The following is an 18,205-nucleotide window of genomic DNA, read 5'->3' on the forward strand; positions in this document are numbered from 1 at the left end:
GAAGGGTGGTGTGGCCGCCCTGGTGTACCGGGGTGGCCTGGGGGTCAGCGCTCGGGCTTGGGGGGCCGCTGCATCAGCGCGGCCGTGGCCTGATCGAGGCTGATCTTGTCGTGGAGCAGGTCCGACATCACTTCGGTGATGGGCATTTCGACGTCGTGTGCGCAGGCCAGGGCGAGGATCGCCTCTGCGCTCTTGACGCCCTCGGTGGTGGTGCGGGTGGCGGCTGTTGCCTGCTCGACGCTCATGCCTTGGCCGAGGTGGGTGCCGAAGGTGCGGTTGCGGGAGAGCGGGGAGGAGCAGGTGGCGACGAGGTCGCCGAGGCCGGCCAGGCCGGCGAGGGTTGCCGGGTGGGCGCCCATGGCGGTGGCGAGGCGGGTGGTTTCGGCGAGGCCGCGGGTGATGAGCATGGCGGAGGCGTTGTCGCCCAGGCCCATGCCTGAGGCGATGCCGACGGCGAGGGCGATGACGTTCTTCACGGCGCCGCCGAGCTCGCAGCCGGTCACATCGGTGCTGGTGTAGGGCCGGAAGTACGGGGTGTGGCAGGCCTGCTGAACCCGGCGGGCGGTGTCCTCGTCGCGGCATGCGACCGTCGCGGCGGCGGGCTGCCCTGCCATGATCTCCCGGGCCAGATTCGGCCCTGACAGCACTGCCATGCGGTCCTCGCTGACGCTGGTCACTTCTGTGATGACCTGGCTGGCGCGCAGGCCGCTGCCCAGTTCGATGCCCTTCATCAGCGACACAATCACCGTGTCCGGTCCGATGAGCGGCGCCCACACGGCAAGGCTGGCACGCAGCGACTGTGCGGGGATGGAGAGCACGAGGTAGTTCGCGCCGTCCAGCGCGGTGGCCGGGTCGGTGGTGGCCGTGAGGGTGGCGGGCAGTTCGATGTCGGGGAAGTAGCCGGGGTTACGGTGTGTGGTGTTGATGCCGTCGGCGATCTTGCTACGGCGGGCGTGGACGGTGACGTCGGTGCCGGCGTCGGCCATGATTTTGGCGACGGCGGTGCCCCAGGATCCTGCTGAGAACACGGCCGCACGGCTTCGGGGCTGGCTCACTGCGGGGTCCTCTCGTCGGGCGTGTGCCTGCCGCCGTGGCGGTCGGGCCCGGTCATCCTATCGGCGGTACTGGCCTGATCAGGGGCGGTCGCGGGGCGGTAAAGGGTCAGCAGGACGGCCCGTCGGCCGGGCAGTGCGGGCAGCATCTGTTCGGCCTCCGCCAGCATGCTCCGCGCCGGTGCGTCACCCAGCTCTCGGCGCAGCTCGTCGGCGTGGGTGATCCAGAGCCGGTAGAGGCGCTCCCACATGGCGGGCTCGCCGGGGCGTTCGTCCACGTGCTCCACGATGAGCCCGGCTGCTGCGGTCTGCTCGGTCCATGCGGGGGTGGCGTCTCGGCGCAGGGACCGGGTCATGACGAGCCGGCCGCCCGGGGCCAGGACGCGGCCGAGCTCGGCTACCGCCTGGTCGCGGTCGGCCGCGCGGCCGAGAGCGTCGATGCAGACGATGCCGTGGGCGGCGGAGGTGGGCAGGGTGGTGTTCTGCAGGTCGGCGACGCGGAAGGTGGCGCGGGCGGTGTCGTTGCCGAGGAAGTGGGGGCGGCGGGCGGTGGCCTGGTTGACAGCGACCGGTGAGAGGTCGAAGCCGTCCAGACGCAGAGCCAGGGCGCGGACGAGCCAGAGGCCGATGCCGCCGGTTCCGCAGCCGGCATCGACGAGGAGCTGCCCCGGGCGCATGCTCAACCGGCTGGTGATGAGTCCCAGCAGGGGCCAGTCGCAGGAGCTCGAAGCGCCGATCTCCGCCGGGTAGTCGGCGCCCATCGCCGCGGCGTACATCCGGGCGACGAGATCGGTGCGGGCACGGGCGGTGCGGAAGGCGTCGTACTGTGCGGGACTCGGCGGCGCGGGTGCGGGTGTCTGGGGTGTGGTGGTGTTCATCGGGGCATCGATCTCCGGATCCGCGAGTGGGTGCCGGGGCAGAGGACCTGCACGGCGTGGACCGGTGCTGTGGGGGCGGACAGGTTCAGGGCCATGGGTTCGTGCCCGGTGACGCCGGTGACTCTGCGCACCACGTCCGCTCGGCGCTCGGCAAAGCCCGAGCTGGGTGTGGCAAACCGGGATGTCGCCTGCGTCCAAGGCATGAGGCCGGTGGCCTGCGGTGGATGGAACGGGGTGTCGAAGCTGGCGATGTCGCTGGGGAGGTCGTCGCGCGTCCCGGCGATGGCAGTCAGCCGCGACTGTGCGGCTTCCGTCAGCGCCCGGGTCAGGGCGATCGTGGGACTGCTGTGGCAGCCGCCACCGGCGAAGACGACCGGGTAGTCCTCCGACCAGAGATAGGCCACGCACACCGGCAGCCCGTACGGGCCGTCCACGAGAGCCATCTCGAACATCATGCCCGCGGCCGCCAGCCGGTCGATCACCTGCCGGCTGTGCGGGTCGTCGACCGATGCGGGCTCGATGAGCATGCGGTTCCTGCCGTTGTTCAGACCATCCCGGTGGAGCACGTCTCGTTCCACCACCTCGTACAGGCCGTGCAGCAGAGCTTCGTCCCTGGTGTTCCCGCACGCGAGGCCGGTGCTGGTCGCGCGTATCAGATCCGGGTCCCACTCGGGCCGCTGAGTCCGACGGCGGACCACGTCGACCGGCACGAGGACCTCTTCCCCGCTGTCCAGACCGGTGCCCAGCGTCCAGTCCCACACCATCTGGCCCAAGGCATGTCCAGGAAGGGGAACGGTCAGTGGCAGGGCGACAAGCGGGCAGTCGGGGGCCACCTCTGCTGCCGGTCCGCGGGCAGTGATGGGCAGCGGCTGCTCGATGTGCCACAGCTCGATCCCCTCCATGACCGCGGAGAGTTTCGCGAGCAGGCTGGTGGCACCCTTTCCCTGGGACGTGCTCAGGCTGTGGGAGGCGGGTCTGATCGCCGTCCAGACCGGAAGCCCGATGCAGTCCAGGCCGGTCAGGTCAGAGACTCGGGTGATGTCGTAGTGCGACAGGTGCCCGGCCACCGCCTCCCAGGTCTGCTCGGCGCTCCGGGCGCGCACCGTGCCGGGCAGGGTTACCACGTTGTCAGCGCTCACCAGATGTCTCCCTCTTCGCGGTCGACTCGTTCATCTCGTCCAGAAGTCCGGGCACGAGGGGCTTGGCGGCCGCGACGGCGTGTGCCCCGCAGACCAGCCCGCGTGCGGAGGCCTCCGCGTCGAAGTACTGCTCGGGGCACTTCCACACCCGCAGCAGGAGCTGCCGGGTGAGACTGTCGCGTACGGCTGCCGTGGAAAACCCGGGCCGTGGGGTGCGTGCATGTTCGAGGGCCTTGGCGTAGCGGGCGACGGCCTGGCGGTCCTGCGGGCTCTCGCCTGCCAGCAGCAGGGCCGCGGTCTGCTTGTCTCGGAGGTCGATGGAGGGGTGGAAGACCCTGTCGGCGGGCAGGGTGTTCCCGGCCGCTTGGGCCAGCCGCACCGTCAGCGGCAGACCCGAGCCGTGGGCGGGGTGCAGGGAGCGGTGTTCGAGGTAGGCCTCCCACGTTTCCCGGAAGGCCGGGTCGAAGACCTGCTGGTACACCAGGCGGTCCTCGGTACGCAGGTTCAGCCCGTCGACATGGTCGTAAGCGAAGGCGTTGGACCAGCGTCGGAAGTACGTGGTCTCCCACACCGGGCGCGACAGCCGGTGGCCGCCCTGCGGCGCCCGGCCGGCGCGTGCGGTACGGACGGCCGCGAGAGCGTCGGCCCGTTTGACGTCACCGAAGTACTCCTCCCGCGCGCACTGTTCGGCCAGCCATCGGACGAACTGGGACTCGCCCTGCTGGCTGCAGACGGCCCGGACCGCGGCCATCGTGCGCTGCGGGTAGTAGACCGTGCGCAGCTCCTCCAGCAGATCAGCAGCCCGGGCACTGTCGAGGATGCCGGCCTCCTGAGCCAGACGGAGCACGCTGCGAAGGTTGACCAGTGGCCAGGTCAGGGCCTCCCATTGCCCGTCCGGGGCCTGGCCGACCGCTACTTCGTCGTCGGCGGTGATGTCACCGCGGTGGTAGGCGGTGTAGATGGTGCCGATGCCGAGCATTCCGTACGGGGCGAGTTCGACGGCCCGCAGCGCACCGATACTGGCCGCTCCGATGACGTGTACGCCCCGGCCCATCGCGGCGAGGATTTCCTTGTGGTGCAGGGCAGGGGCCTGGTGGTACACCCCGTCGATGAGCACGACGGTGTCGCTGTCGCGGATCGTGGCGTGGAACAGGTCCCCGTGCCTTGCCGGGGGCCAGAGGCGAATGCCCGGTGCGGACAGCTGCGGTTCGGACCGTGCCAGCGTCGGCCCGACGAATACGTGAATCACTGCGGCCTCCAGAGGGCCGGGGCGAGAAACGCCCGCCCCTCCCCACGGCCCAGCTGGGCGCGAGGGGAGGGGCGGGCATCCCCTGGGATCAGGACACGGGAGCGAGGGAGGACTACTCCTCGTCCTCCACGTCGACGGCGACCACCACGGGTCCGGTGAGCTCGTTCTCCTCCGTCGACACCGGGATGCCGGCGGCGGCGGCAGCGGACTTGGGCTCCATGAGGTACCTCCTGCAGAAAGGGGGGTTCAGCGGCCGGGCGGCGCGCTGTTGGCAGTCATCAGTGAAGCGGGAACGGCACCTGTGGATAAGCCCGCCATGGGGGCCCGCGGTGGGGGTAGCGTCTGGTCTGACGCTGCGGGGCGAAGGGGGACTCGTGGACGACTTACATCCGTCACCAGCGCAGATTCCAGACCACTTGCTGAACGACCCGGTGTTCGCCCGTGCCGCCCGGGCCCGTGACTTCACGACGGTCTTCTCCATGGCCCGCGAGCACGGGGTCAGCTTCTACCGGATCGGTGAAGCCTCCGGCATGAAGGCCGAGCAGGTCGCCAAGGTCGCCCGGGGGAAGGCGACAGTGACCACATTGGACGCGATCGAGCGCATCGCGGACGCACTTCGGATTCCCGGTGCCGTACTCGGCCTCGCTGCGCGACCCTGGGAACACAGCTCCCCAAGACCGCACCCGGAGTCCGACGATGAAGATGACCCGATGAACCGCCGCCAGGTACTGCGCGGCGCGCTCGCCGCCGGCCTCACGACCACCGCCCTCACCGTGTTAACCGAGACGCGCCAGTCGTTGGATCTCGCGCTGGCCGCCGACACCGAGCCGGCCGAACTGTCCGACCTCGAGGCAGCTGCCGAGGCCTACGGCTACGGGTACCACGGGCAGGCCCCGATCCGGTTCCTGGCCGATCTCGTCGGCGACTTCGCCGAACTCCGGCCGCATCTCGACAGCCCGCAACCGGTCGCCGCCCGGATCCGGGTGTGCCACACCGCCGGACAGATGGCGGGGATGATCGCGATTGTCCTGCACGACCTCGGCACCCGCAAAGAAGCCAGGAAGTGGTTCGCGACGGCCACCAAGGCAGCCCAGGAATCCGGCGACCGGCAGCTGCACGCATGGGTCCTGGCCCGCGAAGCGATGGTGCCGATCAACTACGGCGCCCCGCAGGCCGCTGCACTCCTGGCCGAGCGAGCACGACGGATCAACGGGAACCAGCCGACGGCAGCCGCGACCCTCGCGACCGCCGTCGCCGCCCGCGCCTACGCCCTGTCACACCAGCCCGAACAAGCCCGCCAAGCCCTCAAAGCCGCCGACGCCCTCATGGACAGACTCGACTCCACCGGCCGCGCCGACACCTGGCTGACCCACGGCGAGCAGAAACACCACGTCCACCTCTCCCACGCACTCACCGCACTCGGTGACACCCGGCGCGCCCGTGAAAGCCAGCAACGCGCGCTGGAACTGTCCGCGTCGACCAGCACCATGACCCGCTCCCTGTTGGCTATCGACGCGGCCACGTGTGTTCACCACGACGGTGACACCGAGGAAGCCTGCCGGCGCGTCATCTCGGTGCTGACCGCGCTCCCCGACGCCTACCGCGGCGGCCTCGTGCGGCACCGCGCGACGGACCTGTACCACTCGATCCCCTCCCAACACCACCAGGAAAGTGCGGTGCAGGACCTGCGCGATGTCCTGGCTGGCTGAGTACACGTCTGCCGTACGAAGGGGCGGCTTCCGCCCCTCCCGCCACGGAAATCGAGAGTATGAGGTGTCGGGATCAATGGAGGGCGGGCCAGCCTGGGTGCACGCGGATCAGGCTGGAGATACCAGTTCGAAGGGCTCTGCCCACCAGTTCGCCGACGGACCGGAACGCTCAACGCCGTCGGTGACGACGAACCCGACCTCGACGTCCGAGGTGTACTCCCGGACAGAGGTCACCACCGCGGGCCCGTCCACGAACACCTCCGCCCTGGCGGGATCGCCCCTGTCACTGCGAGGGTGGAGCACCCTGCGGACCGCCATGACCGAGAGCCGGATACCGTCACGCGCAAGGGTGACAATCCATCTCACACAATATGGTCGACGCAGGCCGGGGTAGTTCTGACGGCTCCCGGGCCATCGTCAGGGCCGGAGTTGCCGTGCCTGCGGGTCGAAGCAGTTGAGGCCCATCGCCGAAGCAACCTCCGCCGCATAGGCAGATGCCTCCACCGCCATACTCCAGCGCATGGGGAAGTAGATCAGCGGGCCGCGGGCCTCCCTGATCAGCGGACCGGTCGACCAAGGCGAGGTGTCGTCCTCGTCCTCGGTGAGATCCGGCCACCGTTCCAAGAGTGCGGAGACGAAGGCTGCTATTCGCTCCACCGGGGGAACCGCAGGCCCCTCCGTGTCGATGTATCGGTCGTACAGATCGGTGAAGCACAGGGCCGCAGCGGCGTCATCCGCCGGCCGCTCACCCTCCCACACGACAAGGTCGTAGCTCATGGGCGCAGCCTGCCATCCCTCACCGACAGCAGCACCAACGGACCAGATCATCTGAGAGGGCGGTTCGTGACTCTTTGAGTTGTTCTGTGGTCGCCTGATGGTGTGAGCGAGAACGGAATCTGCTGGTCCGCCGCCCATGGCCTGTTGGGGTGGCGGGGTGAGTAGACGCAAGCCATATCCGAGTGACCTGTCGGACGAGCAGTGGTCGTTGATCGAGCCAGTGATCACGGCGTGGAAGGACCGGCACCGCTCGGTCAGTGGCCATCAGGGCGCCTATGCGATGCGGGAGATCGTGAACGCGATCCTTTATCAGGGGCGGACCGGCTGCCAATGGGCCTATCTCCCGCACGACCTTCCGCAGAAGAGCGCGACGTACTACTACTTCGCGGCCTGGCGGGACGACGGGACCGACCAGGTGATCCACGAACTGTTGCGCTGCCAGGTGAGGGAGCGGGCCCGGAGATTAGAGAACCCGGCCTTGGTGGTGCTGGACACCCAGAGTGTCCATGCGGCCGCCGGGGTCCCTGCCGCCACGACCGGCCTTGATCCGGCCAAGCGGGTGCCCGGCCGCAAGCGCGGACTGGCCGTGGACGTGCTGGGCCTGGTCATCGCGGTGGTCGTCCTCGCCGCGAACACGCACGACAACGCCGCGGGCATCGCCCTGCTGGACCAGGTCGCCGAGCATGCCGGCGAAACCGTCGAGAAGGCCCTGGTCGACCAGGGCTTCAAGAAGCAGGTGGTCGTGCACGGCGCCGGCCTGGGTATCGACGTCGAGATCGTCGAACGCAGCCCGCAGGGCAAGGGCTTCGTGCCCCAGCCGAAGCGGTGGAGGGTCGAGCAGACCTACGGGATCCTGATACTGCACCGGCGTATGGTCCGCGACTATGAGCACCACCCTTCCTCGTCCGCCTCCCGCGTCTACTGGGCGATGACCCACGTTATGATCCGCCGCCTCACCGGCGCGAACACTCCCACCTGGCGCGACCGGCAGGCGGTGAGCGCGTGAGCATCCAGCCCCTGCTCGAAGCGCTCGACATCCAGGAGGACGCCGCCCGAGCCTTAGCCGACGACCTCCGCACGCAGATCGAGGAACTGCAGAACCGGCTGCAGGAGGCCGAGACTCACCTCGAACACCTCGCGATCACCCGGAAGACCGTCACCGCGCTCGCTGACCGGCTCCCTGCCCATACCTCCATGGCCGACCGGCCCGAGCACCCGGACTACCCCCGCATCCTCAGCGTCTTCAACGATGCCTCCCGCCCCCTCCGGGCCCGTGAAGTCTGCGTAGCCCTCGGCCACGAACAACTGCCGAAGAACATCGAAGGCACCCGCGCCAAGCTCAAGCGCCTCGTCAAGCTCAACATCCTCACCGAAGCGGACGCCGGCAGCTTCACCACGAAGCAGTAGTCACCCTGCGACCGGCAGCGCTGCCCCAGCACACCCGGCTCATGGCGTCGACTGTCGGTCAGTAGAGGATGAGTCGCCAACGCTCGGCCCAAAGCAGCCGCTGACCACCCGAAACGCGTACCTGGACACGGTCTTCTTTCACCTGCCAGACGGTGCCGTAGAGCGTGGCGCTGGGGAGATCCACCCTGACGATGTCGTAGACCTCCAGATCGCCCTCGACCGGCCGGCTCCACACATTCGCGCACTGCTCGCAGAGGTAGCCGACCACATCGCATCCCTCAACAGTCATCGGGACGCCCGGACGAACCGCTTCGACGAAGCACCGAGGACACGGGTCAGCAGTGTGCGGGCCTACTGATCGGGACATGGCCCGATCCTGCTGTACAACAACGAAGCACGGCAACCTCGATATCAGGTCACATCAACGGCAGCGAGAACAGACATCAACTGACGAACCGCCCTCTGAGACAGAGACCAAATTGCCTGAGAGGGCGTTTCGTCCCCGCCGGGTTCACAACGCCTTCCCCCACTTGGTCTCGCCCTCAAACGAGTGGTGTTCGTGACTCCGGTCGGCTGTATGGGCGGGGAGCGAGGTTGGCTTGCGGCCAAAGGCGTTTGCGGCTGTTCAGATGGCGAAAGTGAACGGCTGTCGACACACCGGTCCCGGGGAGAGATCCACCCCGCGCGCCAACGGGCGAAGGACTCTATCGGCAGCCACTGACAGCACGCCCTTATTCGTGTTTCAACCAATGCGCCTTGGCGTCTCCCTCTTGCTTCGATATCGCCACAACACCGAACTTTGCGACTGTATGCGGCTAATGCGCCGCTACTGTGCTTTGCGGAATCTGGAGGTCGACCGTGATCGAGGAGCTCTACGAACGGCTGCACGCCGCTGCCAACGCACTGTCGGAGGACAGTGCCATCCGGGTCCGGGCGGCGTATGAACCGACCAGCGGGCCGGGCGGCAGGATCTTCCCGCCGACGGTGAAGGTCAAGTCCACCGACGCGGCCGGCTACCTGATCGAGCCCCGCTATGTGGACGGCGGCGAGGTGAGGGTGGTTCTGCTCGATCAGCGTCAGTCGCAGGCAAACCGTTGCGAGCAGGCGCTGCTGGAGGGAGTACGCCGCCAAGACCTGTTCCTCCCCCACCTGGAGCTGGCGACCGAGGTCAAGGGGATGGCCGTAGCGATCACAAGTCTGGAGGCGCCGCACCGGTCCTGCGACGCGTATTTCCGCGACGCGGAAGACGCCGAGGGCACGAAGTTCGACGCGACCGAGGCCGGGGCCGCGCTGCGCCAGACCGGAGCAGGAGACTTCAGCGCCTATCTGCGTCTTGTGCCTTGCGACCTGGTGTACGGGGTGTGGGACTCGCACCGTAAGCGCCGGATCCAGATCCGGGTGCCCCGCGCCTATACCTCGGAGATGTACGGCGTCTCTCCGCTCGTGGGTGTGCGTGCGGCCGGGCGGGTCGACCGGCTGAACCTGGCCGGTGACACCGTCGCGGTCACCGAGTCGGGGTGGTCTGCGCTGGACGGAGCGAAGCCGCCCCGGGGTGTGGCGTCCGCGCGGATGTCGGAGCTGGGTCACGGCATGATTCCGCCCTCGGAAGGTATCGGCGGGGTTTCGGTCAAGGCGGTGCACCGGCAGGCGACCGTGTCCTTGGCGCAGCTGGCTTCGCTGCGTTTCGGGGACGCCAGTGAGGAGTTCGCGTCAGCGGGCCGGGCGTTGCTTGCGGCCATTGCGCTGCTGGGGGACCGGTTGGCCTTCGGTGCGCCAGCTCTGCACCTGCGTTCGGGCTGCGACCTGGTCGTCGTCTCGGAGCAGGTGGAATGGGTGCAGCGTGGTCGGGATGGGGTGCCGGTGACGCAGCCGTTGGAGTGCACTACGGCCCGCGACGCCCTGGCGCTTTTCGAGCTCGCGTTGGAGCGGGCCTGTAAGGCTGGGTTGGAGTGGCCGGTCGAGCCGGTCCGGGTCCGCCCGAACGTGAGTCTGCAGCAGGCGATCGAGAAGTCGTACGAGATCGCCGGGATCGGCTCGGTCGGGGATGAGTGACCCTGTGCGGTTTCGTATCGACGTGCATCTGCTGGACAGCTCGTACCACGCCTCAGCGCTGGACCGGTCCGGTGCGGAGTGGCCGCCGCACCCCTACCGCCTGTTCTGCGCTCTGGTCTCGGTGGCCGATGAGCATGACCCGGTTCAGGACGCGGCACTGACGTGGTTGGAGGAACAGCCCCCTCCCACGGTCCGGGTTCCGGCCCGGTCGGTGGAGGCCGCCGAGCCGCGGCGGGCGTGGGTGCCGACCAACGCGGTCGAGCGAAAGAGGCCTGGGCATGCTGTGTTGCCCGGACGGATCTGCGGCGGGCAGCCGAAACAATGGCCCCAGCGCAATCTCGCGGAGCCGATGGTGAGTTTCATCTGGCCGCAGTGCCCGCCCCCAGGTGTCCACGCGGTGCTCCAGGACCTGCTGACCCGGATCGGCTACTTCGGCCGGGCCAGCGGGCATGCGCTTCTCACCGCGGTCAGGGTCGGCGAGGAGAAGGTGGCGCCCGTGGGTGGCAGGTGGCATAAGTGGTCTCCCGCTTCCCGCGCGGCGAAAGATGTGGAGTTCCTCCGCGCTCCCTATCCGGGATTCCTCACGTGTCTGCGCCGCGCCCACGATGAGGGGCAGCGGGCGTTCCAGCAGGCCCGGCCCCACGCCTATCAGCTCATCGGCATCGAATCTGCGGACTCGAAGGACACCGTGGTGGAAGGCCCATATGCCGACCTGATCCCCTTCGCGTTCCCTTCCGGAATGTCCCTCGACCCGTCCCTCACGCTCAAAGTCACCTCCTCGTTGCGGTCGAAGGTCAGCGGCATACTCTCCGCGGCAGGGCACGACGTGGACCAGATGATCGCGGTGCACGGGCACAAACCTGCCGGGGACCATCGGCGTGTCTGCGCCTTCATGGCGCTGCCGTTCGTCGGACACCGCCACGCGGACGGCCGGCTGCGCGGCGTGGGCATCGCTTTGCCCCGAGATCTCGATCCGGCGCACCGCAAGGCGCTGCTGGCAGTTCTCCTGCGTTTCGGTGGTGGGCTGCGAAAGCTGTCCGTGCCAACGCTGTCCCGCCCCATTCCTCTGTCCTACGCCGGTGTGGGCGACACCGTGCAGAGCACGCTGCAAGCAGTGCGCGCGGAGCGATGGACCACCCCGTCCATCCAGTGGACGACGGCCCTGCCGATGGTCCTGGACCATTTTCCCAGAAGAACCCCGAACGGGATCGAAACATCGGTAGCGACCAGCTGCGTCCTGGCCGGTTTCCCCGAGCCGCGATCGGTCGAGGTCTTGCGCCGCGGTGCCTACCTCCCCGGCGCGCCGGAGCTCCCGCCGGATGCGTTGCGCCGGAAGGCCGGCGAACGACCGCTCCTGAGCCGCCACGTCCGGCTTCACTTCGCCGAGCCGGTCACCGGACCGCTCATCCTGGGGAGCAAAAAGAGCTATGGCCTTGGCCTGTGCGTGCCAGTCGCCGCGAGAGGAGGAGCAGCATGACGGCCGGCTCTGAAGGTGCTCTGCGTCTGGAGGAGTTCTCCGCCTTCGTCTGTGAGGTCAGAGGACACGAGCCCTTCCCCTGGCAGACTGCCTACCTGCACCGGGTCGCGGAGAGCGGTATCTGGCCCGACCTCGACATTCCCACCGGCCTCGGCAAGACCAGCATCATCGACATCTGGTGCTTCCTGCTGGCCTGGCAGCACATCACCGGGGCCCGGCGGACGGTGCCCCTACGCCTGTTCTTCGCCGTGGACCGGCGCCTGGTTGTCGACCAGGCACACGAAGGCGCCCGCGTCCTGCAGCGGGCGCTGCAGGACAGCGGCCCCACGACGGTGACGGGCCGCGTCGCTCAGGCGCTGCGTGACCTTGGTGCGAGCGGCACGGCGCTGGAGAGCGTGTGTATGCGGGGCGGCGTCGACTGGAGCTCGCGCTGGCTGAGCTCCCCGGTCCAGCCCGCCGTCGTCTCCTGCACCGTCGATCAGTACGGCAGTCGCCTGCTCTTCCGCAGCTACCACACCAGCCCGCGCATGCGTCCCATCGACGCTGCTCTGTGCGGCATGGACGCCCTCCTCGCCGTGGACGAGGCCCACATCGCGCTGCCGTTGCTGCGCACGGCCACCGACTGCGCCGCCTATCAGGCCAACGCCGACCATCCGGACTTCACCGGCCGTGCGGTCCAGGTAATCAGTCTCTCCGCGACCGCCTCGGCCTCCGAGGACCGGCCCCGGCACTCGATCACCGACTCCGACCGCGACCACCCCGTGGCCGGCCGACGGCTGAACGCGCAGCGCCGCCTCACGCTCCTGGACGCCGCGCCTAAGGGGAAGGATACGACAGAGGCTTTTGCGCAGGCCGCCGCGCTGGCCGTCGACGCGCTGCTGGCGGTGATCGAGCGGCCGGTGATCGGGGTGGTCGCCAACACCATCCGGGCCGCGCGCGCCGCCCACCATCTGCTGGCTCAGCGCGAGGACGCCGATACCATGCTGCTGACCGGACGCTCACGGTCCCTCGACCGCGAACGCCTCCTGGCGCACCCGCTGGTCACCGAACTCCTCGCCGGCGTGCAACCCGACCGCGAACGGCCCCTGATCGTCATCGCCACCCAGACTGTCGAGGTCGGCATCGACATCTCCTTCGCCGGCCTGGTCACCGAGAACGCCTCCCTCGCGGCACTCGTCCAGCGTCTCGGCCGTCTGGACCGCACCGGCGACCTGCGCCTCGCCCCGGCCGTCGTCCTGCGCACCAGTGCCCAGGGCGGCGAGAGCACCATTCCCCTCTACGGTGAGGCTGCCGAACGTACCTGGGCCTATTTGATGGAACGGGCCCTCACTCTCGACATGTCCGGGCTCCACGCCGCTTCACTGGCACGGGTTCTCGCTGAGGGCCTGCTCATCAACCCTGTAACCCTGCCCGCGCTGCTGGAGAACGTCGACATCAGCAGCATGAATGTGGAGGCACCCCTCACCCCCGTGATCCACCGCACCCTCATCGAGTCCTGGACCCGCACCAGCCCCGCCCCAGTCCCCGACCAGGCGCCCGCCCCGTTCCTCCACGGCCTGGACACCTCACCCGAGGACGTCCTCGTCCTGTGGCGCGCCGACCTTCACGAGGCGGAAAGCAAGCCCGACTTCGGCCAGTGGGCCACCCGGATGCGTCAGACCCCGCCGCACGCCGGCGAAACGGTCGCAATCCCCGCCCGGCAACTCCGCCGCTTCCTCACCCGCTCCCCCGCCATCGACGACACCAGCGACCTCGAAGGCACGACGCCCACCACCGACATGGCGCCCCCGGGCAAGCGGCAGCCAGCGCCCCCCATGTCGCCGGCGCTGCGGTACGACGACCGCGAAGAGCAATGGGTGCCCGTCACCGAGCCCCGCGACATTCGGCCCGGGAGCACTGTGGTCCTGCCCGCCCGCTACGGAGGCCATGACCTCTACGGCTGGACCGGTACCCGCGACCAACCGGTCACCGATCTCGGCGACTACCCCGCCGCGGACACCGCGCCCACCCGAATCGACGCCCACGTCCTCGCTCCCCTGACCACCGGCGAAGACTCGAACACCGTCCGCGTCACCACGGCCACCGCCCACGCAGTCCGACGGCTGCGCGAGGAGGACCCGGACGAGACCACCAGTATCGTCAACGAGCTCCTCGACGTCCTTCTCGCCCCGGGGTTCCTCCCTGTCGGTCCGTATGCCGACCTGGTCCAGAACCGCCTGAACCGCCTGCGAGCTGTCGAGCGGTGGACCCTGGCGTCCACCTGCCGCACCGAGAAGCAGGGGCATGTCGTCCTTGATACGGAGGATCCCTGCCACCTCGTCCTCGTTCCTCCGCGGCCGCCGCGTGGACAGCGCGAACGGACTCCGGGTATCGCTGACGACGCCGCCGACGCGAGTTTGCTGTCCCGCCCTGTGTCACTGTCCCGGCACAGCATCGCCGTCGCCGAACGCACCGCGGCCTTCGCTGCGGCCCTGCGCCTGCCGCCCCTGCTCGTCGATGCCCTCCGGGCGGCAGGACACGCCCACGACTGCGGAAAATCACACCGCCGCTTCCAATGCATGCTCTGCGCCGGAGACCGGCTCCTGGCCGAATCCCTGGACGAACCCCGCGCGAAATCTGGGATGGACCCCGCCGATCACCACGCGCGCCGCCGCGCCGCCCAACTCGCCCAGTGGCATCGGGACATGCGACACGAGGCGATCAGCGCGCTCGCTGTCACCGCCTGGCTGGACATACGCCCCGACCACCCCCGGGGTGACGACGACGACCTCGTGGTCCACCTCGTCGCCGCACATCACGGCCACGCCCGCCCGCTCCTTCCCCCCGTGACCGACCCCGCCCCGGAGAAGGTGACGTGCACCATGCCCGACCAACAGCAGGTCATCGTCGACAGCTCCGACATGGGAACCGACTGGACCGGCCCCGACCGGTTCCACACCCTTAACCGCCGCTACGGGCCCTGGGGACTGGCCCTGCTCGAAGCCACCCTCCGTCTCGCCGACATGGCCTGCTCCGAAGAAGGAACCTGACCATGACTCGCCATCCACTCGAACTCCCCGCCCTCTACGGCAGCTCACCCCTCGGATTCCTCGCCGCCCTCGGCACCCTCCACCTCACCCACCACGTACTCGACCAAGCACCACAGCTCTCCTGGGCCGGCCCGGACGCACCAGCCATCCTCCACACCCACCAGCCCCTCACCCACGAAAGCCTCGCCGCCCTCCTGGCAACCCAACTACCCGCCCAGCCCGAGAAGGACCCCCTGGCCATCGCCCCCGGCATCCTCGACCAGCCCCGTACATCCGGCCCGGGCGCACCCAACGACCCCCTCCGCATGCCCCTCCCAGAAGCCCTCGCTCAACTCCGAAGCCACGCACAGGCGGAACGCGACCACCACGACAACCGCGCCCACTGGTTCACCGCGCTGATCAACACGCTCAGCGCCACCCCCGGCAAAACCGAAGAATCCACAGCACCGAAGAGGACAACGCAAGACAGCTCCCAGACCCTCTACACCCGCACCACCCCGCTCTTCGGGCGGACAGGCCGCATGACCCTCCCGAGCAGCTGGGCCACCGCCGCCCAGCACTGCATCAACAACCCCGACCACCTCCACGCAGCCCTCACCAACTGGAAGCGAGTCGACGGCTACGCCGGCGCCAACCTCGACCACAGCTCCCTCGGCGACGCCCACATGGTCAGCCACGGCAAACCCACCCAACAAGGCGTCCCCGGAGCAACCTGGCTCGCCCTCCACGGCTTCGCCGCCATCCGCCTCATCGGCAACACCAACCGACCCCACGCCACAAGCTGGAACACCACCACCAACGCCCTCACATGGCCCATCTGGCACCCACCCCTCACCACCACCGCACTCACCACCCTCCTCGAACACCCAGCCATCCACACCCCCACCAACCCAGCGATCCTCGAAGACTTGGGCATCACCGCGATCTACACCGCACACCGCACCCGCCTGTCACAAGGCGACGGACCGCTCTCTTCCGGACAGCGCGTCACTCACAGGCTTCGGTACCACAAGCACGCGCCGAAACACTCTACGACACCGAAGCTAAATGACCGACATGTCCGTAACATGCAACCGTGATCACCGACGAACCTGGTCACTCTCCGAAAACGATGCAGGCGAAACGGACCAGCACTCCGGGTTCCGACCGGAGCACCACTGCGGCGCCGTCGCCGCCACCGCGGGCAGCAACCTCGGCGCCCCAGCACTCCGGGTTCCGACCGGAGCACCACTGCGGCAGTGCGATCGTGACGGCCGTGAGGGCGTGGGCGGCCCCAACACTCCGGGTTCCGACCGGAGCACCACTGCGGCGACACCATCGGCCTCACCGGCGGCGGTCTCGTCACCCAACACTCCGGGTTCCGAGCGGAGCACCACTGCGGCTCTGCGAACATCGCCGCCTACGAGCGACAGCTGACGACCAACACTCCGGGTTCCGACCGGAGCACCACTGCGGCGCGTAGACCTTCGGGGTGGTGACTGCTCCGTCCGCCCAACACTCCGGGTTCCGACCGGAGCACCACTGCGGCATCACGGCCATGGGGCGGCGCGCGGCGGAGAACCCGGCCAACACTCCGGGTTCCGACCGGAGTACCACTGCGGCCACGCCTCGTCGAAGGCCTCGTCCAACAGGACAACCCAACGCTCCGGGTTCCGACCGGAGCACCACTGCGGCCACAGGGCGCGGCCGCGCTGGCCGGCGCCCCAGCCGCCAACACTCCGGGTTCCGACCGGAGCACCACTGCGGCGTGCGGGGCCGGCACTGGACCTCTTCGAGGGCCAGCCAACACTCCGGGTTCCGACTGGAGCACCACTGCGGCCACCCGGGCTTCACGCAGCCGATGACCTCGTCGCAGGCCAACACTCCGAGTTCCGACCGGAGCACCACTGCGGCTTCGATTCCCCCATGGCGCCGGCGCTACGAGAGCACCCATACTTCGGATTCCCTCCGGAGCATCACTGCGGCCTAATGAGGAAGGTGCCGTCGTCCTTGATGCGCCACCAACACTGCGGGCCCCTCCGGAGCACCACTACGGCGGGGTGGGGAAGACCTGGATGGCCGGGCGCCTGGTTCAACACACTCCGGATTCGTCCGGAGCACCGCTGCGGCTCCTCGACGTCGAGGGAGTACAGGACCGGGAAGACGCCAACACTCCGGACCACGTCCGGAGCACCACTGCTGCCCCGACGCGGACCCGGCCACGGTACGGTCTGGGCCAACACTCCGGTTTGTCTCCGGAGCGCCACTGCGGCCTGGACACCAACCGCCGGATGGAATCGGGCACGGCGCCAACCCTCCGAATCCCGTCCAGAGCACCACTGCGGGCACGTCTTGACCACCTTCCGGTGGGTACCGACACGCCAAACACTCCAGATCCCGTCCGGAGCACCACTGCGGCGCGCGCTCAAGCTGACAAGAAGGCATGCGGTGCTGCCAACACTCCGGGTTCCGACCGGAGCACCACTGCGGCGGCGCGATCGTCGGAGTCCTGGGAACGGAATCCGCGGCCGATCACTCCGGGTTCCATCCGGAGCACCACTGCCGCCCGCCCGCCTACGCCGCGCTGACCGCCGAGTACCTGTCAACACTCCGGATTTCGTCCGGACCATCACTGCGGACGACGAGGACCGGCTCACGTCGCTGTGCCGCTTCACCTGGGCAGACGGAGAAGGTCGGCGGACGAGCGGCTTGCCCGAGTGCCGGGAATGCCGGCGCGAGGTCCAGCTCGGTGCCGAGCGTCTCCGCGGCAGCTGGTGACTGCCGCGCGAACACGCGTTGCCGCCCGGGTGGATACGGCCATGACTACGATCGGAAACGGCCTGACCCCGGCAGTGGCGATGTTGGGGTCGGGGCGTTGTCACGGATGGCTATCCAAGCCAGGTGATGGTGAGGAGGGACAGGCGTCGTAGGGGGGATGGTTCGCCCAGTAGGTGAGGGAGAGCTGGCCGACGGAGGCGTGCCGGACGTCCTTGCCTTCGGGGTCATCAACGTTCCACTGCCGGAAGCCCCACGGGTCGCTGGCGGCGGCGTCCAGGACGTCCCACACGATGTCTTCGACGTGCTCGGGCAGGGTGGTGAGGACCTTCGCGGCTGGGGCGGAGAAGCGGACCGCGTATGGCTGCTGTTCGGTCACCGGCGCCGCCTGCGGAGCTCCGTCATGTCGATGAAGTCGCTGTCGTCGTAGCCGGAGGCGACGAACGCGTCGACGGCCGAGGCGGAGGCGAGGCGGCCTTGCCAGCCCTGGACGACGTCGTACAGCCGGGCAAGGGAGAACGTCCGGCGGGATTCCTCGAGGGCGGCCGTCCACTCCTGCTCAAAGGCCGGCACCCACTGCGCGGCGCGCCGATCGGCGCGCAGTTGGGCGAGGAGTTCGGCCGGTGCCCCGGGCGCGGGGGCGTACGGGGCGGGGGGTGCGTGGTCGGGTTGCGCGCTCATC

16 protein-coding genes are annotated in these 18,205 nt (G+C 69.0%); 7 read left to right on the forward strand and 9 right to left on the reverse strand.

What is annotated here, in order from left to right; genetic code table 11:
* Positions 1 to 44: 44 nt before the first annotated feature.
* From ACF1FZ_RS29490 to ACF1FZ_RS29505, 4 genes are read right to left on the reverse strand one after another with little or no spacing between them, the layout of a single operon-like run.
* Positions 45 to 1,055, reverse strand: coding sequence for an NAD(P)H-dependent glycerol-3-phosphate dehydrogenase (locus tag ACF1FZ_RS29490; protein WP_391776450.1), 1,011 nt, complete (start codon positions 1,053 to 1,055; stop codon positions 45 to 47).
* Positions 1,052 to 1,930, reverse strand: coding sequence for a class I SAM-dependent methyltransferase (locus ACF1FZ_RS29495; protein ID WP_391776451.1), 879 nt, complete (start codon positions 1,928 to 1,930; stop codon positions 1,052 to 1,054). The genes ACF1FZ_RS29490 and ACF1FZ_RS29495 overlap by 4 nt, the downstream gene beginning before the upstream one ends.
* Positions 1,927 to 3,072: a YcaO-like family protein gene (locus ACF1FZ_RS29500; protein ID WP_391776491.1), complete on the reverse strand. Its 1,146-nt coding sequence runs from the start codon at positions 3,070 to 3,072 to the stop codon at positions 1,927 to 1,929. The genes ACF1FZ_RS29495 and ACF1FZ_RS29500 overlap by 4 nt, the downstream gene beginning before the upstream one ends.
* A complete protein-coding gene (locus ACF1FZ_RS29505) occupies positions 3,059 to 4,318 on the reverse strand; it encodes a TfuA-like protein (protein ID WP_391776452.1) in 1,260 nt (419 codons plus the stop codon). The genes ACF1FZ_RS29500 and ACF1FZ_RS29505 overlap by 14 nt, the downstream gene beginning before the upstream one ends.
* Before the next feature lie 416 nt (positions 4,319 to 4,734).
* On the opposite strand from ACF1FZ_RS29505, the gene ACF1FZ_RS29510 reads away from it, so the two are divergent.
* On the forward strand, positions 4,735 to 6,027 hold the full coding sequence (locus ACF1FZ_RS29510; protein ID WP_391776453.1) for a hypothetical protein: 1,293 nt from the start codon (positions 4,735 to 4,737) through the stop codon (positions 6,025 to 6,027).
* A gap of 108 nt (positions 6,028 to 6,135) precedes the next feature.
* Here ACF1FZ_RS29510 and ACF1FZ_RS29515 read toward each other — a convergent pair whose 3' ends face one another.
* Together ACF1FZ_RS29515 and ACF1FZ_RS29520 are read right to left on the reverse strand one after the other, a co-directional pair.
* Positions 6,136 to 6,393, reverse strand: coding sequence for a hypothetical protein (locus ACF1FZ_RS29515; RefSeq protein WP_391776454.1), 258 nt, complete (start codon positions 6,391 to 6,393; stop codon positions 6,136 to 6,138).
* A 51-nt stretch (positions 6,394 to 6,444) separates the two neighbouring features.
* Positions 6,445 to 6,804, reverse strand: a complete 360-nt coding sequence (locus tag ACF1FZ_RS29520) for a hypothetical protein (protein ID WP_391776455.1) — start codon at positions 6,802 to 6,804, stop codon at positions 6,445 to 6,447.
* Positions 6,805 to 6,961: 157 nt separating this feature from the next.
* Between ACF1FZ_RS29520 and ACF1FZ_RS29525 the strand changes: the two genes are divergently transcribed.
* Positions 6,962 to 7,810 (forward strand): IS5 family transposase, encoded by an 849-nt coding sequence (locus tag ACF1FZ_RS29525; protein WP_391776456.1) that lies wholly within the window; start codon positions 6,962 to 6,964, stop codon positions 7,808 to 7,810.
* The gene (locus tag ACF1FZ_RS29530; protein WP_391776457.1) at positions 7,807 to 8,211 is read left to right on the forward strand and encodes a hypothetical protein; all 405 of its coding nucleotides are present in this window, start codon (positions 7,807 to 7,809) and stop codon (positions 8,209 to 8,211) included. The genes ACF1FZ_RS29525 and ACF1FZ_RS29530 overlap by 4 nt, the downstream gene beginning before the upstream one ends.
* Positions 8,212 to 8,269: 58 nt before the next feature.
* Here ACF1FZ_RS29530 and ACF1FZ_RS29535 read toward each other — a convergent pair whose 3' ends face one another.
* Positions 8,270 to 8,500, reverse strand: a complete 231-nt coding sequence (locus tag ACF1FZ_RS29535) for a hypothetical protein (protein ID WP_382091686.1) — start codon at positions 8,498 to 8,500, stop codon at positions 8,270 to 8,272.
* A 569-nt stretch (positions 8,501 to 9,069) separates the two neighbouring features.
* On the opposite strand from ACF1FZ_RS29535, the gene cas7u reads away from it, so the two are divergent.
* Genes cas7u through ACF1FZ_RS29555 form a run of 4 tightly spaced genes read left to right on the forward strand, consistent with a single transcriptional unit; the run spans position 9,070 to position 15,848 of the window.
* The gene (gene cas7u, locus ACF1FZ_RS29540) at positions 9,070 to 10,263 is read left to right on the forward strand and encodes a type I-U CRISPR-associated RAMP protein Csb1/Cas7u (RefSeq protein WP_391776458.1); all 1,194 of its coding nucleotides are present in this window, start codon (positions 9,070 to 9,072) and stop codon (positions 10,261 to 10,263) included.
* On the forward strand, positions 10,256 to 11,740 hold the full coding sequence (gene csb2, locus ACF1FZ_RS29545) for a type I-U CRISPR-associated protein Csb2 (protein ID WP_391776459.1): 1,485 nt from the start codon (positions 10,256 to 10,258) through the stop codon (positions 11,738 to 11,740). Before cas7u ends, csb2 begins: the two co-directional genes overlap by 8 nt.
* Positions 11,737 to 14,769 carry a type I-U CRISPR-associated helicase/endonuclease Cas3 gene (gene cas3u / locus ACF1FZ_RS29550; RefSeq protein WP_391776460.1) on the forward strand — a complete coding sequence of 1,011 codons (3,033 nt, stop codon included), beginning with the start codon at positions 11,737 to 11,739 and terminating at the stop codon, positions 14,767 to 14,769. Before csb2 ends, cas3u begins: the two co-directional genes overlap by 4 nt.
* Positions 14,770 to 14,771: 2 nt before the next feature.
* Positions 14,772 to 15,848 carry a hypothetical protein gene (locus ACF1FZ_RS29555; protein ID WP_391776461.1) on the forward strand — a complete coding sequence of 359 codons (1,077 nt, stop codon included), beginning with the start codon at positions 14,772 to 14,774 and terminating at the stop codon, positions 15,846 to 15,848.
* Positions 15,849 to 17,626: 1,778 nt separating this feature from the next.
* Here ACF1FZ_RS29555 and ACF1FZ_RS29560 read toward each other — a convergent pair.
* Complete coding sequence (locus tag ACF1FZ_RS29560) at positions 17,627 to 17,902, reverse strand: hypothetical protein (protein WP_391776462.1); 276 nt, start codon at positions 17,900 to 17,902, stop codon at positions 17,627 to 17,629.
* The gene (locus ACF1FZ_RS29565) at positions 17,899 to 18,204 is read right to left on the reverse strand and encodes a DUF6247 family protein (protein WP_391776492.1); all 306 of its coding nucleotides are present in this window, start codon (positions 18,202 to 18,204) and stop codon (positions 17,899 to 17,901) included. The genes ACF1FZ_RS29560 and ACF1FZ_RS29565 overlap by 4 nt, the downstream gene beginning before the upstream one ends.
* Position 18,205 lies beyond the last annotated feature (1 nt).

Origin of the sequence: Streptomyces sp. NPDC014623 (genome assembly GCF_043088245.1) — a bacterium.
Taxonomy (GTDB): Bacteria; Actinomycetota; Actinomycetes; order Streptomycetales; family Streptomycetaceae; genus Streptomyces.

Bases quoted from the DNA above. Each gene is read 5' to 3' on its own strand.
- ACF1FZ_RS29495 (WP_391776451.1), bottom strand. From the start codon at position 1,930: ATGAACACCACCACACCCCAGACACCCGCACCCGCGCCGCCGAGTCCC.
- ACF1FZ_RS29520 (WP_391776455.1), bottom strand. From the start codon at position 6,804: ATGAGCTACGACCTTGTCGTGTGGGAGGGTGAGCGGCCGGCGGATGAC.
- ACF1FZ_RS29535 (WP_382091686.1), bottom strand. From the start codon at position 8,500: ATGACTGTTGAGGGATGCGATGTGGTCGGCTACCTCTGCGAGCAGTGC.
- csb2 (WP_391776459.1), top strand. From the start codon at position 10,256: ATGAGTGACCCTGTGCGGTTTCGTATCGACGTGCATCTGCTGGACAGC.
- cas3u (WP_391776460.1), top strand. From the start codon at position 11,737: ATGACGGCCGGCTCTGAAGGTGCTCTGCGTCTGGAGGAGTTCTCCGCC.
- ACF1FZ_RS29555 (WP_391776461.1), top strand. From the start codon at position 14,772: ATGACTCGCCATCCACTCGAACTCCCCGCCCTCTACGGCAGCTCACCC.
- ACF1FZ_RS29565 (WP_391776492.1), bottom strand. From the start codon at position 18,204: ATGAGCGCGCAACCCGACCACGCACCCCCCGCCCCGTACGCCCCCGCG.